The 14,761-nt window shown below is 67.4% G+C and carries 10 protein-coding genes; 2 read left to right on the plus strand and 8 right to left on the minus strand.

The features are described 5' to 3' along the window. Positions 1-80: 80 nt before the first annotated feature. Positions 81-2,687, minus strand: a complete 2,607-nt coding sequence (locus tag C4F17_RS04485; RefSeq protein ID WP_106934417.1) for a [protein-PII] uridylyltransferase — start codon at positions 2,685-2,687, stop codon at positions 81-83. Between the two features lie 22 nt (positions 2,688-2,709). Continuing rightward, positions 2,710-3,534, minus strand: a complete 825-nt coding sequence (gene map / locus C4F17_RS04490; protein WP_081269432.1) for a type I methionyl aminopeptidase — start codon at positions 3,532-3,534, stop codon at positions 2,710-2,712. 155 nt (positions 3,535-3,689) lie between these two features. Between map and purL the strand changes: the two genes are divergently transcribed. Further along, the gene (gene purL, locus C4F17_RS04495) at positions 3,690-7,667 is read left to right on the plus strand and encodes a phosphoribosylformylglycinamidine synthase (protein ID WP_106934418.1); all 3,978 of its coding nucleotides are present in this window, start codon (positions 3,690-3,692) and stop codon (positions 7,665-7,667) included. A 267-nt stretch (positions 7,668-7,934) separates the two neighbouring features. On the opposite strand, the gene C4F17_RS04500 is transcribed toward purL, so the two are convergent. From C4F17_RS04500 to C4F17_RS04525, 6 genes are all read right to left on the minus strand, one after another. Continuing rightward, a complete protein-coding gene (locus C4F17_RS04500; protein WP_081269435.1) occupies positions 7,935-8,720 on the minus strand; it encodes a peptidylprolyl isomerase in 786 nt (261 codons plus the stop codon). A gap of 140 nt (positions 8,721-8,860) precedes the next feature. Next, positions 8,861-9,145, minus strand: coding sequence for a BolA family protein (locus tag C4F17_RS04505; protein WP_081269436.1), 285 nt, complete (start codon positions 9,143-9,145; stop codon positions 8,861-8,863). Further along, positions 9,142-9,684, minus strand: coding sequence for a septation protein A (locus C4F17_RS04510; protein ID WP_081269437.1), 543 nt, complete (start codon positions 9,682-9,684; stop codon positions 9,142-9,144). The genes C4F17_RS04505 and C4F17_RS04510 overlap by 4 nt, the downstream gene beginning before the upstream one ends. 10 nt (positions 9,685-9,694) lie before the next feature. After that, positions 9,695-10,111, minus strand: coding sequence for a peptide-methionine (R)-S-oxide reductase MsrB (gene msrB, locus C4F17_RS04515; RefSeq protein WP_081269438.1), 417 nt, complete (start codon positions 10,109-10,111; stop codon positions 9,695-9,697). After that, positions 10,108-11,589 carry a protein adenylyltransferase SelO gene (locus C4F17_RS04520; RefSeq protein WP_106934419.1) on the minus strand — a complete coding sequence of 494 codons (1,482 nt, stop codon included), beginning with the start codon at positions 11,587-11,589 and terminating at the stop codon, positions 10,108-10,110. Before C4F17_RS04520 ends, msrB begins: the two co-directional genes overlap by 4 nt. Before the next feature lie 59 nt (positions 11,590-11,648). Next, the gene (locus tag C4F17_RS04525) at positions 11,649-12,728 is read right to left on the minus strand and encodes an AraC family transcriptional regulator (RefSeq protein WP_106937436.1); all 1,080 of its coding nucleotides are present in this window, start codon (positions 12,726-12,728) and stop codon (positions 11,649-11,651) included. A gap of 151 nt (positions 12,729-12,879) precedes the next feature. Here C4F17_RS04525 and C4F17_RS04530 point away from each other — a divergent pair, with 151 nt between their 5' ends. Continuing rightward, positions 12,880-14,718 carry a carboxylesterase/lipase family protein gene (locus tag C4F17_RS04530; protein ID WP_106934420.1) on the plus strand — a complete coding sequence of 613 codons (1,839 nt, stop codon included), beginning with the start codon at positions 12,880-12,882 and terminating at the stop codon, positions 14,716-14,718. Positions 14,719-14,761 lie beyond the last annotated feature (43 nt).

Below are 14,761 nucleotides of genomic sequence, written 5' to 3' on the forward strand. Positions count from 1 at the left end.
ACGGCGATGCGCCAAGGCTTCAGGCTTTCGTTGTACGAAAGTAGCGCCAGACCGGCCGCGGCGCCCGAAAAACCTGCGGCTCAGGACGCCAGCGCTTCCATCAGCTCGGTCTCGATGGCCAGCTGGGTTTTCTGCCCCTGCAGCTCGGGGCCGCTGATGAGGAAGGTGTCTTCCACACGTTCGCCGAGCGTCGTCACCTTGGCGAGCTGCAGGTTCAGGTGGTGGCGCGCCAGCACCCGGGCCACCGAGTACAGCAGCCCGGCCCGGTCGCTGGCCGATATGTTGAGCAGCCAGCGCTGGGCCTTGTCGTCGGGCAGCAGGCTGATGCGCGGCTTGATGGGGAAGCTGCGCACCCGGCGCGACACCCGGCCCATGCTGGGCGGGGGCAGGGCGCCGGCCTCGGTGAGCGTCTGCGCCAGGCCCGACTCGACCATGCTGATCAGGTCGCGGTAGTGGTCGGGCAGGAAGGTGGTCACCACCTGGAAGGTGTCCAGCGCGTAGCCGTCGCTGGTGGTGTGCACCTTGGCGTCCAGGATGCTGAAGGACGACTGATCGAAATAGCCGCAGATGCGCGCAAAAAGGTCGGGTTGGTCGGGCGTGTAGACGACCACCTGCAGGCCTTCGCCCACCGGCGACAGGTGCGCGCGCACGATGGGCGGCGCCTTCGGGTCGATCGGCACGCCCTTGGGCGGCACGAAGCGCGAGAGCTGCTTGGCGTGCCAGGCGATCTCGGTGGCGTCGTGGCGCATGAAGTAGCCCACGTCGAGCGTGTCCCACAGGGCCTTGTGCGCTTCGAAGCGCTGGGCGTGCAGGGCCAGCTGCACCAGCGCCTCGCGCTTGCGCGACTCGACCTCGGCGTCCGGGTCGGGCATGCGGCCGCCGAGCGCGCGCAGCGTGTAGCGATACAGGTCCTCGAGCAGCTTGCCCTTCCAGGCATTCCACACGCGCGGCGAGGTGCCGCGGATGTCGGCGATGGTCAGCAGGTAGAGCGCCGTGAGGTAACGCTCGTTGCCCACGCGCCTGGCGAAGGCGCTGATGACCTCGGGGTCGCTCAGGTCCTGCTTCTGGGCGACCTGGCTCATCACCAGGTGCTCGGCCACGAGGAATTCGATGAGCCTGGCGTCTTCGCGGGCAATGCCGTGCTGCTTGCAGAAGCGCTGCACGTCGCGCGCGCCAAGCGTGGAGTGGTCGCCGCCGCGGCCCTTGGCGATGTCGTGGAACAGGGCCGCCACGTACAGGATCCAGGGCTTGTCCCAGCCGGCCGCGAGCTGCGAGCAGAACGGGTACTCGTGCGCATGTTCGGCAATGAAGAAGCGCCGCACGTTGCGCAGCACCATCAGGATGTGCTGGTCGACCGTGTACACGTGGAACAGGTCGTGCTGCATCTGCCCCACGATGCTGCGGAACACCCGCAGGTAGCGCCCCAGCACCGAGGTCTGGTTCATCAGCCTGAAGGCATGCGTGATGCCATAGGGCTGCTGCAGGATCCGCATGAAGGTCTCGTGGTTGACCGGGTCGTTGCGAAACTTGCTGTCCATCACATGGCGCGCGTTGTAGAGCGCACGCAGCGTGCGCGCCGACAGGCCCTGCACGCCGATGGTCTTCTGGTAGAGCAGGAAGGTCTCGAGCACTGCGTGCGGCTCGCGCTCGTACAGGTCGTCGCTGCCGATCTCGATGAGGCCGGCGCGCTCGTAGAAGCGCTCGTTGATCGGCGTGTGCCGCTCGTCGCTGGGCTGCAGGCGCTCGGAAATGTTGAGCAGCAGGATCTGGTTGAGCTGCGACACCGCCTTGGCGGCCCAGTAGTAGCGGCGCATGAGCGCCTCGCTCGACTTGCGCTGCGACTCGCTCTCATAGCCGAAGCTGGCCGCCACGGCGGTCTGCAGGTCGAACACCAGCCGGTCTTCACGGCGGTTGGCGATCACGTGGAGCCGGGCGCGGATGAGCGAGAGCAGGGCCTCGTTGCGCTTGATCTGCTGGGCTTCGAAGGAGGTGGCCAGGCCGTTCTTGGCCAGGTCGTCCCAGCGGCTGCCGTAGCCGGCAGCCTTGGTCATCCACAAAATCGTCTGCAGGTCGCGCAGGCCGCCGGGCGATTCCTTGCAGTTCGGCTCCAGCGCGTAGGGCGTGTTGTCGAACTTCTGGTGCCGGTGCCGCATTTCCTGCGACTTGGCCACGAAGAAAGCCTGCGGATCGATGGCGCGGGCGAAGCGGCGGCGAAAGGCGGTGAAGAGCTTCTTGTCGCCGGCGATCAGCCGTGCCTCGAGCAGCGAGGTCTGCACGGTGACGTCTTTCTCGGCCTCGGCCAGGCATTCGTCGACTGTGCGCACGCTGGAGCCGATTTCGAGGCCGGCGTCCCAGCAATGGCCGATGAAGGCCTCGATGCGGGCCGGGTCGACCGCGTTCTCGTGGCCTTCGGGCGGCAGCAGCAGCAGCACGTCGACGTCGGAATACGGAAACAGCTCGCCGCGCCCGAAGCCGCCAACTGCGGCCAGCGAGAGCGCGTCGCCGAAATCGGCCTCGCGCCACAGTGCGCACAGTGTTTCGTCCGCCAGCGCCGAGAGCTGGCGCAGCACCGTGTGCACGCTGCGCGTGGGCGCGCGCGCAAAGCGCAGGGTGTCGAAAAGCGCGAGCTTCTTCGCGCGATAGGCTTCGCGCAGCGTCGCCACGTCGATCTTGGCTGCTTCGATCACGGCCGGGGAACGCGTGCGCGCGTCAGGTTTTGGTCGAGGTGACGAAGGAGGGCAGCGGAGGGCTGCCGGCGGAGAGCGTCAGCACCTCGTAGCCGGTCTCGGTAACCAGCACCGTGTGCTCCCACTGGGCCGACAGCGAATGGTCGCGCGTGACGATGGTCCACCCGTCGTACTGGCCGCCCTTGAAGTCTTCCTTCACGTCGCGCTTGCCGGCGTTGATCATGGGCTCGATGGTGAAGATCATGCCGGGCTTGAGTTCTTCCATGGTTCCCGGGCGGCCGTAGTGCAGCACCTGGGGTTCTTCGTGGAAGCGCTGGCCCACGCCGTGGCCGCAGAACTCGCGCACCACCGAGAAGCCCTGGCCTTCGGCGAACTTCTGGATCGCGTGGCCCACGTCGCCCAGGTGCGCGCCGGGGCGTACCTGCAGGATGCCGTGCCACATGGCCTCGAAGGTGATGCTGCACAGGCGCTTGGCGGCGATGGAGGCGTCGCCGATCACGTACATGCGGCTGTTGTCGCCGAACCAGCCGTCCTTGATGACGGTCACGTCGACGTTCATGATGTCGCCCTTCTTCAGGGGCTTGTCGTTGGGAATGCCGTGGCACACCACGTGGTTCACCGAGGTGCACAGCGACTTCGGGAACGGGACGCTGCTGGCGCCCATGTAGCCCACCGTGGCCGAGGTGGTGCCCTGCTTGACCATGTATTCGGCGGCCAGCCGGTCGACATCGTTGGTCGTGATGCCGGGCTTGATGAAGGGGGTGAGGTAGTCCAGCACCTCGGAGGCCAGGCGGCAGGCGACCCGCATGGCTTCGATGCCCGCAGCGTCTTTGTAGTTAATGCTCATCCCCGAATTATCCCATCGGCCCGGCTAAAATCCCGGGTTAACGCGGATGACCCCAGTCAGCGGTCATTCGCCTTTGTTCCTTGATTCCCAACGCGGCCCCCGAGGCCCCATCGACCGTGACGCAGCCCGCACCTCAAGCCCTTCCTGTCGTAACCATGTTCGAGGGCGGCAGCGCACTCAGCGATTTCCGCGCACGCCAGCTGCTGCCGAAGCTGCAGGCCATCGAGCCGCGCATCGAGGGCATTTCGGCCCGTTTCGTGCACCTGGTCGTGACCGATGCGGCGCTCGGCACGGACGACCGCGAGCGCTTTGCCGCGCTGCTGACCTACGGCGAGCCCTTCGAGGCGCCGGCCAAGGCGGGCACCTCGGTGGTGGTCACGCCGCGGCTGGGCACCGTGTCGCCGTGGGCCTCAAAGGCTACCGACATCGCCCACAACTGCGGCCTGGCGCTGCGCCGGGTCGAGCGCGTCACCCAGTACCACCTGAAGCTCAAGGCCCCGCTGATCGGCAAGGCCCCCGTGCTGGAAGGCGACCAGCTGGCCGCCGCGGCCGGCCCGCTGCACGACCGCATGACCGAATCGGTGCTGGCCACGGTCGAGCAGGCGGCCAGCCTGTTCAGCGAGCTTCCGGCGCAGCCGATGGCGCAGGTCGACGTGCTGGCCGGCGGCCGCACTGCGCTGGTGGCCGCCAACACCGGCTTCGGCCTGGCGCTGGCCGAGGACGAAATCGACTACCTGGTGGACGCCTTCACCCGCCTGGGCCGCAACCCCAGCGACGTCGAGCTGATGATGTTCGCGCAGGCCAACAGCGAACACTGCCGCCACAAGATCTTCAACGCGGACTTCACCATCGACGGCCAGGCGCAGCCGCAGAGCCTGTTCTCGATGATCCGCCACACCGAGAAGCAGAACCCGCAGCACACGGTCATCGCCTATGCCGACAACGCCTCGGTGATGGAAGGCGCGACCATCGAGCGCTTCATCCCCGCCAGCGGCTCGCAGAGCTATCAAAAAGATAGCGCCCTGAGCCATGTGCTGATGAAGGTCGAGACGCACAACCACCCGACCGCCATTTCGCCTTTCCCCGGCGCCTCGACCGGCGCTGGCGGCGAGATCCGCGACGAAGGCGCCACCGGCCGCGGCTCCAAGCCCAAGGCCGGCCTGACCGGCTTCACCGTGTCGAAGCTGTGGCCTGAAGACGTCCACTACGGCAAGCCCGAGCACATCGCCAGCCCGCTGCAGATCATGACCGAGGGCCCGCTGGGCGGCGCCGCGTTCAACAACGAGTTCGGCCGTCCCAACCTGCTGGGCTATTTCCGCGAATACGAGCAGACGGTGGCGAGCGACCTCGACACCGTGCAGCGCGGCTACCACAAGCCCATCATGATCGCGGGCGGCCTCGGCAGCATCGACGCCACCCAGACCAGGAAGATCCAGTTCCCGGCCGGCTCGCTGCTGATCCAGCTCGGCGGCCCCGGCATGCGCATCGGCATGGGCGGCAGCGCCGCCAGCTCGATGGCCACCGGCGCCAACGCGGCCGAGCTCGACTTCGATTCGGTGCAGCGCGGCAATCCCGAAATCGAGCGCCGCGCGCAGGAGGTCATCAACCACTGCTGGCAGCAGGGCGCGGCCAACCCCATCCTGGCGATCCACGACGTGGGCGCCGGCGGCCTGAGCAACGCCTTCCCCGAACTCACCAACGACGCCGGCCGTGGCGCGCGCTTCGACCTGCGCGCCGTGCCGCTCGAAGAATCGGGCATGGCGCCGAAGGAAATCTGGTGCAACGAAAGCCAGGAGCGCTACGTGCTGGCCATCGCGCCGGAATCGCTCGAGCAGTTCAAGGCCTTCTGTGAGCGCGAGCGTTGCCCGTTCTCGGTGGTCGGCGTGGCGACCGAAGAGCGCCAGCTGCTGGTGGCCGACGAAGGCGCCGAGGTGCAGCCCGTCGACATGCCGATGGACGTGCTGCTCGGCAAGCCGCCCAAGATGCACCGCGACGTGAAGACCGTGGCGCGCACCTTCAAGCCGCTCGACCTGACGGGCATCGACCTGCAGAAGGCCGCCATCGACGTGCTCGCGCATCCGACCGTGGCGTCGAAGCGCTTCCTCATCACCATCGGCGACCGCACCGTGGGCGGCCTGAGCCATCGCGACCAGATGGTCGGCCCGTGGCAGGTGCCCGTGGCCGACTGCGCCGTGACGCTGGCCGACTACAAGGGCTTTGCCGGCGAAGCCATGAGCATGGGCGAGCGCACGCCGCTGGCCGCGCTCGACGCACCGGCCTCGGGCCGCATGGCCGTGGCCGAAGCCATCACCAACCTGCTGGCCGCCCCCATCGAACTTTCGCGCGTGAAGCTGTCGGCCAACTGGATGGCCGCCTGCGGCGAGCCCGGCGAAGACGCCGCGCTGTACCAAACCGTCAAGGCCGTGGGCCTGGAGCTGTGCCCGGCGCTGGGCGTGTCGATTCCGGTCGGCAAGGATTCGCTGTCGATGCGCACGCAGTGGAAGGACGGCAGCGAAGCCAAGAAGGTCACGTCGCCCGTGAGCCTGATCGTCAGCGCCTTCGCCACGCTGGCCGACGTGCGCGGCACGCTCACGCCGCAGCTCGACGCCGACGAGGCCGACACCACGCTGGTGCTGATCGACCTGGGCCAGGGCAAGCACCGCATGGCCGGCAGCATCCTGGCGCAGACGCTCAACCAGAGCGGCGACACGGTGCCCGACCTCGACGATCCGGCGCAGCTGGTGGCGCTGGTCAATGCCGTGAACGCGCTGCGCGCCGACGGCAAGATCCTCGCGATGCACGACCGCAGCGACGGCGGCCTGTTCGCCACCGCCTGCGAAATGGCCTTTGCCGGCCATGTGGGCGTGGCGCTGAACGTCGACATGCTGGTCACCGAAGGTGACGGCATTTCCGACAGCCGCATGGAAACCGGCGACGCCAAGAACTGGGCGCAGCAGGTCAGCGCGCGGCGCGAGGAGCTCACGCTCAAGGCGCTGTTCAACGAAGAGCTGGGCATGGTGCTGCAGGTGCGCACCGCCGAGCGCAACGATGTCATGCAGGTGCTGCGCGCCCACGGCCTCAGCACGCACAGCCACTTCGTCGGCAAGACCCGCCCCGCCAGCTCGCCCATGGATGCGGGCAAGGGCAAGGTCGAAGTCTGGCGTGATGCCAAGTCGGTGTTCAGCGCCAGCCTGCACGACCTGCAGCAGGTCTGGGACTCGGTCAGCTGGAAGATCGCCCGCGAGCGCGACAACCCCGCCTGCGCCGATGCCGAGCACGCCGCAGCCGGCGTGCCGAACGATCCGGGCATGCACGTGTTCCTGCCGAATGCGCAAACCGGCTCCGCTGTTGCGCCCGCAATCCTGCAGTCGCGCCCCAAGGTCGCGATCCTGCGCGAGCAGGGCGTCAACTCGCACGTCGAGATGGCCTACGCCTTCACCGAAGCCGGCTTCGAAGCCTTCGACGTCCACATGACCGACCTGCAGACGGGCCGCGCGGACCTCGCCGACTTCAAGGGCGTGGTCGCCTGCGGCGGCTTCAGCTACGGCGACACGCTGGGCGCCGGCATCGGCTGGGCGCGCAGCATCACCTTCAACCCGAAGCTGGCCGAGCAGTTCAAGACCTTCTTCGGCCGCGCCGACACCTTCGGCCTGGGCGTGTGCAACGGCTGCCAGATGTTCGCCGAGCTGGCCGACATCATTCCGGGTGCGGAGGCCTGGCCGCGTTTCACCACCAACCAGAGCGAGCGCTTCGAGGCGCGCCTGTCGATGGTCGAAGTGCTCGAGTCGCCGAGCATCTTCTTCGCGGGCATGGCCGGCAGCCGCCTGCCGATCGCGGTGGCGCACGGCGAGGGTTACGCCAACTTCAAGCACCGCGGCGACGCCGCCAAGGCCATCGGCGCGATGCGCTTCGTCGACAACCACGGCCAGCCGACCGAGCAATACCCGTTCAACCCGAACGGCAGCGCGGGCGGCCTGACCTCGGTCACGACGCCGGACGGCCGCTTCACCGCGGTGATGCCGCACCCGGAGCGCGTGTTCCGCAACATCCAGATGAGCTGGACCTCGGGCGACAAGAGCGACCTGAGCCCCTGGATGCAGATCTGGCGCAACGCGCGTCGCTGGGTGGGCTGAAGCAGATGCTCGACCTCGATCACCCGGGAAGCCGGCACGTGCTGGAAGCGGCGCGGATCGAGGATCTGGCAGGCTTTCGTCGTGCTTGACCGCCCGGGCGACAACTTCGGCACCTGGGCGATCTGAAATAAGGACGCCCACGAAAAAGCGGCCCGCGGGCCGCTTTTTTCATTTCCAGAACACCGCGGAACCGGCTTCGCCGGGCCGCAGGTGTTGCCCCCTGCAAGGGGGTGGGCGTAGCGACACGAAGTGCGCGAAGCCTGGGGGTTATTCCACTTTCGCCTTCGCGCGCAGGTCTTCCTGGTACTTTTGGAGGCGCTGCTGCTGCAGCTGCTGCGTGATCTGCGGCTTCACTTCTTCCAGCTTCGGCAGTTGAGCCTGGCGGATGTCGTCGACGCGGATGATGTGCCAGCCGAACTGGGTCTTGATCGGGGCGGGGGTGGTCTCGCCCTTCTTGAGCTTGATCATGGCTTCCGAGAACTCGGGCACGAAGCTCGCGGGGTTGGCCCAGTCGAGGTCGCCGCCGTTGGCGCCCGATCCCGGGTCCTTGCTCTGCTTCTTGGCGATGTCTTCGAACTTGGCGCCCTTCTTCAGGTCGGCCATGATCTTCTTGGCCTGGTCTTCGGTTTCGACCAGGATGTGGCGCGCCTTGTATTCCTTGCCGCCGTTGGCCGCGACGAACTTGTCGTACTCGGCCTTCACGTCGGCGTCCGAGACGGGGTTGTTCTTGCGGTAGTTGTCGAAGAGCGCGCGGATCAGGATGGCCTGGCGGGCGAGTTCGAGCTGGTTCTTGTAGTCCTCGCTGGCGTCCAGGCCCTGCTTCTGGGCTTCCTGCATGAACACTTCGCGCGCCACGATTTCCTCGCGCAGCTGGCCTTGCATTTCAGGCGTCACCGGGCGGCCGGCGGCGGCCAGCTGTTGGGCCAGAACGTCCATGCGGGCCTTGGGCACCGGCTTGCCGTTCACGATGGCTGCGTTCTGTGCGAGCGCGGCCATGGGAATGGCACCGAGCAGCACTGCGGCCGCGACGGCCTGCAAGATTTGTTTTTTCATGGAATGAATATCGAGCTGGAAAGGAAATGCGCGTGTAGGAAAAGGCGCGGGAAAGAAAGCAGGGATAGGGAAGAAAACGGCGGGATGGCACGGCAGCCGCTGCAACCACATCGGGCGTGGCGCGCGGCCCCTTGGACGACTCAGAGCACCTCGATGGCGATGGCGTGCAGACCCTGTGCGATAAAAACTTGGAGGGCATCATACACAAGCCGATGCCGCGCCACGCGGGGCTTTCCCTCGAACCGGGGCGAGGCGATGCGGACCCGGAAATGGGTGCCGCGGCCTTGCGCATTGGCGCCCGAATGGCCGGCGTGGGCGGCGCTTTCGTCGATCACTTCGAGCTGCGTGGGGGCCAGCGCCTCGCGCAGCGCGGCCTCGAGGTCGGCCGCCGTGGGCAGGAGTGCGGTGGTGGTGTTGCTCGTCATGCGGTGGGCTTGTCGTCGTTCTTCAGGTGCGGCGCGATGTACAGGCCTTGCGCCACCAGGAAGACGATGGGAAACACGTAGCCCCAGAGCTTGAAGTTGACCCAGGCCTCGGTCGTGAAGTACGCCGCCACATAGCCGTTGATGGCGGCCATGAACAGGCAATAGCCGATCCACGCCACGTTCAGGCGGCCCCAGATGCGCTCGGGCAGCTCGAGCTGCTGGCCCAGCAGCATCTTCAGGAAGTTCTTCTTCAGCGCCCAGAGCGCCACGGCCAGCGCGAGCGCCATTGCGCCGTACAGCACGGTCGGCTTCCACTTGATGAAGCGGTCGTCGTGCAGCGCCAGCGTGAGCGTGCCGAACAGCAGGATCAGCACCAGCGTGGCCTTCTGCATGGCCTGCAACTTGCGCTCCATGGCGTAGATGATGGCCATCTGCACCACGGTGGCGGCCATCAGCACGCCGGTGGCCGTGTAGATGTCGGCCAGCTTGTAGGCGCCGAAGAACAGCAGGATCGGGAAGAAGTCGAGGATCAGTTTCATTCGGAGCGGCTCAGTCGGCCTTTTTCTGGAAGTCGAGCGAAGCCGAGTTCATGCAGTAGCGCAGGCCGGTCTCGGTCGGGCCGTCGGGAAACACGTGGCCCAGGTGGGCGCCGCAATTGGCGCAGACGTTCTCGGTGCGGACCATGCCGTGCGAACGGTCGATGATGTTCCTGATGGCGCCGGGCACCGCTTCTTCGGAGAAGCTGGGCCAGCCGCAACCGGCGTCGAACTTGGTCGAAGACTCGAACAGCTTGGCGCCGCAGCACACGCAGTGGTAGGTGCCGTCGTCCCAGTGGGCTTCGTACTTGCCGGTGAAGGGGCGTTCGGTGGCGGCGTGACGCGTCACTTCGAAGGCGGCGGGTTCGGCGCCTTTTTCAGCGAGCAGGGCTTTCCATTCGGCGTCGGTTTTCTGTACGGGAGTGGTCATGATGAGCAGCTGATTTCGATCGTGGAGGCCCAGTCGGGCGGGAAGCCGGCATAAGCATCGGCGCCGGGATGTTCTTCAAATGGGGACTCGAGCAGAGCCAGCAAGGTTGCCACACCTGAGTTGTCTTTTTGCTGACTTGCTTCGATGGCTTGCTGTCCGAGGTGGTTCCGCAGCACGAACTTGGGGTTCGACCGAAGCATCAGGCCCGCCACTCTCGCCCGGTCGGACGCCGCATGGCGCTCCGAAAACAATAGCAGCCAGGCATCGAAGCCCTCGCGGTCCAGGAACAGGTCGCGCACCGGCTCGAGCTTGCCGTCGGCCATGTAGTTCGACAGCCGGCGCCAGAAGATCGTGTAGTCGACCTTGCCCGCGGCCAGCAGCTTGAGCACGCCTTCGACGAGCGGGCGGTCGCCCTCGGCCGCGTCAGCCAGGCCCAGCTTGGCGCGCATGCGGCCCTCGAACTCGCTGGGGAACACGCTCTTGTAAGACTCCAGCGCGGCCACGGCGATTTCCTGGTCGCCGATCAGGGGCAGCAGCGCCTGCGCCAGGCAGAACAGGTTCCAGTACGCGACGTTGGGCTGCTGGTTGAAGGCGTAGCGGCCGCTGGTGTCGCTGTGGTTGCAGATATGGCGCGGATCGAAGCCGTCGAGGAACTGGAACGGCCCGTAGTCGATGGTGAGCCCCAGGATGCTCATGTTGTCGGTGTTCATCACGCCGTGGCAGAAGCCCACGGCCTGCCATTGCGCGAGCAGGGCGGCGGTGCGCTCGCTCACTGCCTCCAGGAATGCGGCGTACGCATTGCCGTTGAAGCGCCCGGTATTGCGGCAGTCCGGGTAGTAGCGGTCGATGACGTAGTCGGCCAGCGCGCGCAATTCGTCTTCGCGCTGGTTGGCGGCAAAGTGCTCGAAGTGGCCGAAGCGCACGAAGCTGGGCGCCACGCGTGCCACGACCGCTGCGCTTTCGAGCTCCTCGCGGCGCACCCGGGCGTCGGAGCCGGTCACGCTGAGGGCGCGCGTGGTCGGAATGCCCAGCCCGTGCATCGCCTCGCTGCAGAGGAATTCGCGGATGCTGGAGCGCAGCACCGCGCGGCCGTCGCCGCCGCGGGAGTAGGGCGTGCGCCCCGCGCCCTTCAGCTGCACTTCGAGCCCGCCGTCGGTCTCGCCGATCATGATGGCGCGCCCGTCTCCCAACTGGCCGGCCCACACGCCGAACTGGTGGCCGCTGTACACGGTTGCAAAGGGGCGGGTGCCCGCAATGGGCATGCTGCCCGTCAGTGCGGCCAGCGTGTCGCCCGACTCATGCCAGCCGGGCGGCAGGCCGAGTTCGCGCGCAACGGCCTCGCTGCGCCCCACCCAGTACGGATCGGGCAGGGGCGTCGGCCGCAGTTCGGTGAAAAACGCGGGGCCCAGGTTGGAGAAGCCGGGTTTCCAGCGCAGTCCCAGGTCGGCGACCGGGGTGTCTTCAGCAAGCAAGCTCATGCGCGGATTGTCCGGCAGAGCGCGAAACCCCTTGCCGCGGGGGCCATCGGGGTGGCCGTTCAGGCGGCGAGCGGCGCGGGGCTGTCCCAGATGCGTGCCCGGTACTGCGCCGGCGGCACGCCGAACCAGCGCTTGCAGGCGCGGAAGAAGTTGCTCGTGTCGACGAAGCCCAGCATGTCCGCGACGTCGGTCAGCGTATGGCGGTCTTCCGCCAGGTACTGCTGCGCAAGTTCGCGGCGGGTGCGGTCCAGCAAGCCCTGGAACGACACCGACTCCTCCTGGAGCCTGCGCTGCAGGGTGCGCTCGGCCAGGCCCAGGCCCGATGCCACGTCCTGCCGGCGCGGCTCGCCGTGTTGCAGCCGGCGCGCGATCTCGGCGCAGACGAGGCTGCTGGTGGTGGTCTGGCCCAGCAGGTCGAGCTGATCGTCGAGCAGGTGCTCCTGCAGCTCGCCCAGCGTCTCGTGATGGGTGGGCAGCGGCAGGGCCAGGTCGGCGGCCGACAGCAGCAGCCTGTTGGCCGGCGCGTTGAAACGCACCTCGCAACCGAAGGCCTCGCGGTGCGGCCGGTCGTCGGCCGGCGAGGGGTAGACGAACTCCATGGCCAGCGGCTGCAGGTCGCGCCGCGTGAGCCACTGGCATTGCATGAGCGTTGTCAGCAGGGCGTATTCGACGCGCTGGCGCGGAATCGGCAGGCTGCCGCCGGTGTGTTCCATCGCCAGCCAGCAGCCGCGCGGCTCGGGGTGCAGCGAGAAAGCTGTCGCGTCGGAGATCACCGCCATGTAGCGCGCCAGCCGCGTGAGCGCAGCCCCGAGCGTGGGGCTACAAGACATGGCATGGCCCACCGTGCCCAGCTTGCTGTGCGTGGCGGCCAGGTCGCGATGCAGGCCCAGCGTGGGCCGGGCGGCGCGCGCCACGGCCAGCTGCCACAGCACCGTGATCTCGTCGACGGGGATGCGTGCGTTCTGCCGGTGCAGGGACTCGGGGTCGAAGCCGGCCTCCAGCAGCAGCGAAGGCACGTCCAGTCCTTCGGCCTCGAACATCGACAGCACGCCTTCGAGCCACGCGGCGGAGCTGGTGCGCAGTTCCGGCTGCGGCATGCCGCCGGACCGGCGTTGCGGCCCGCGCTGGCGGTGCGACAGGGAGGCTCCTGAAGTCATTCGTTTGGCTTCCTTGCGATAGCGATGAAAACGACGCCGGTTTCTAGAATTTTTTTGCGTGCTCGGCGGCCCGGAGTATGGGTGCCGTGCGCCAGGCAAGGAATTCCGATTAACCCGGTGTGGAGACAAAAACATGAATGCAGAGACAACGACGCAAGACCAGGGCGCGGCGGCAAGGACAGCGATAGCCAGGGCCGCCGCCGCAGTGGTCGCCGTCGCGGCCCTGGCAGCGCTCTCGGCCTGCGGCGGCGGATCGTCCGGTTCGCCCGGCTTCGCCTTCCTGCCGGCTGCGCCTGCGCCGGCGCCAGCCCCCGCGCCCGCGGCCCCGCCTCCGGCCGACGGCCCGATGGTGCGCCAGACCACGGCCGGCAAGATCGAAGGCGTGGACGACAGCGCCGGCTCTGGCACCTATTACTGGAAGGGGGTCCCCTTCGCCAAGGCACCGGTGGGCGCGCTGCGCTGGCGTGCGCCGGTTGCGCCCGAAGCCTGGAGCGGCATCCGCCCGGCCGCCAGATTCGGCACTGCCTGCCTGCAGATTGGCCGCATCTTCAGCCCCGGCCTCAACAACACTTACGACGCCACCATCGGCACCAACCTCGGAAAGCCGGTCGGCAGCGAAGACTGCCTGTTCGTCAACATCTGGCGCCCGGCGACGTCCGAGAAGAACCTGCCGGTGCTGTTGTTCATCCATGGCGGCAGCAACATCTCCGGCTATACGGCCGACCCGCTGTACGACGGCGCCAAGCTGGCCAAGACCGCCAACGCGGTGGTCATCACCGCCAGCTACCGCCTCGGCATCCTGGGCTTCCTGAACATTCCGCAGCTGAAACCCGGCGGCACGCAGGGCGATGACTCGGGCAACTTCGCGCTGCTGGACAACATGGCGGCGCTGCGCTTCATTGCGGACAACGTTTCCAACTTCGGCGGCGATCCGGGCAACGTCACGCTGTCGGGCGAGTCGGCAGGCGCCACCAACCTGCTGTCGGTCATGACTTCGCCGATGGCCAAGGGCCTGTTCCACAAGGCCTTCGAGATGAGCGGCGGCATTTCGCTCGCGACCAACCTGCCGCCCGGCACGCTGCCTTCGCTCTCGCCGGCCTCGGCTTCGCTCGCGCAGGGCGCGGCCATCCTGGAGAAGCTGCTCGTGGCCGACGGCACAGCTGCCGACGAAACCGCAGCCAAGGCCTACATCGCCACCCGCACGCCGGCCCAGATCGCAGAGTACCTGCGGGCGCAGGACGGCGGTGCGCTGCTGGGCAAGGTGGCGGCGGCCGGGCTCGGCTCGGTCGCGCCGATTCCCGATGGCACCGTGATCCCGACCGACCCCATCGGCGCCATCGCGGCCGACCGGTACGTGAAGGTGCCCATGCTCGCGGGCAACACGCGCGACGAGGGCAAGCTCTTCGCCTCGCTGCTGGGGACCATCGGCTTTCCGACCTCGGGCTGGATCGTCAACGACGCCCAGCGCTTCTCGCTGATGTTCAACTTCGACCCCGATGCCGCGCCCACGCTCACGGTGAACGACATCATCGATCCGTTCTACCTTCCGGTAGACAAGGCCGGCACCGGCTACAACGCGGCCACCGCGCTCATCACGAAGGGCCTGTTCGAGGCCAACCGCGACAACCTGCTCGACACGATGAAGACGCGCCAGTCGAACATCTGGCACTACCGCCTCGACTGGTCGCAGGAGGCTTCGCCGTGGAACGACGTGTACGGGGCCTCGCACGCCTTCGACCTGCCGTTCGTGTTCGGCAACTTCGGCCCGTCGGTGCTGTCGAGCTCCATCGGCGGCAAGGCCAACGAGAAAGGGCGGCTCGCGCTGTCGAAGGCCGTCATGGCCAGCATCGGGGCCTTCATGCGCAAGGGCGATCCGAACACGCCCGAACTTGGTGCGACCTGGGCGCCGTGGCCTTCGCAACTGCTGCTGGACGCCACGCCCACGGACATCAGGATCACCCCGGTGCAATGAGCCGCTCCGTTCAATCTTGCAGTGCGGGTTTGTGTCATTGTGG

This window comes from Variovorax sp. PMC12 (genome assembly GCF_003019815.1).
Taxonomy (GTDB): domain Bacteria; phylum Pseudomonadota; class Gammaproteobacteria; order Burkholderiales; family Burkholderiaceae_C; genus Variovorax.

What these genes read in the sequence shown, in the direction of transcription:
- msrB (WP_081269438.1), bottom strand. Translation starts at nt 10,111, where the DNA reads ATGACCACTCCCGTACAGAAAACCGACGCCGAATGGAAAGCCCTGCTC.
- map (WP_081269432.1), bottom strand. Translation starts at nt 3,534, where the DNA reads ATGAGCATTAACTACAAAGACGCTGCGGGCATCGAAGCCATGCGGGTC.
- C4F17_RS04530 (WP_106934420.1), top strand. Translation starts at nt 12,880, where the DNA reads ATGAATGCAGAGACAACGACGCAAGACCAGGGCGCGGCGGCAAGGACA.
- C4F17_RS04505 (WP_081269436.1), bottom strand. Translation starts at nt 9,145, where the DNA reads ATGACGAGCAACACCACCACCGCACTCCTGCCCACGGCGGCCGACCTC.
- C4F17_RS04500 (WP_081269435.1), bottom strand. Translation starts at nt 8,720, where the DNA reads ATGAAAAAACAAATCTTGCAGGCCGTCGCGGCCGCAGTGCTGCTCGGT.
- C4F17_RS04510 (WP_081269437.1), bottom strand. Translation starts at nt 9,684, where the DNA reads ATGAAACTGATCCTCGACTTCTTCCCGATCCTGCTGTTCTTCGGCGCC.
- C4F17_RS04520 (WP_106934419.1), bottom strand. Translation starts at nt 11,589, where the DNA reads ATGAGCTTGCTTGCTGAAGACACCCCGGTCGCCGACCTGGGACTGCGC.
- purL (WP_106934418.1), top strand. Translation starts at nt 3,690, where the DNA reads ATGTTCGAGGGCGGCAGCGCACTCAGCGATTTCCGCGCACGCCAGCTG.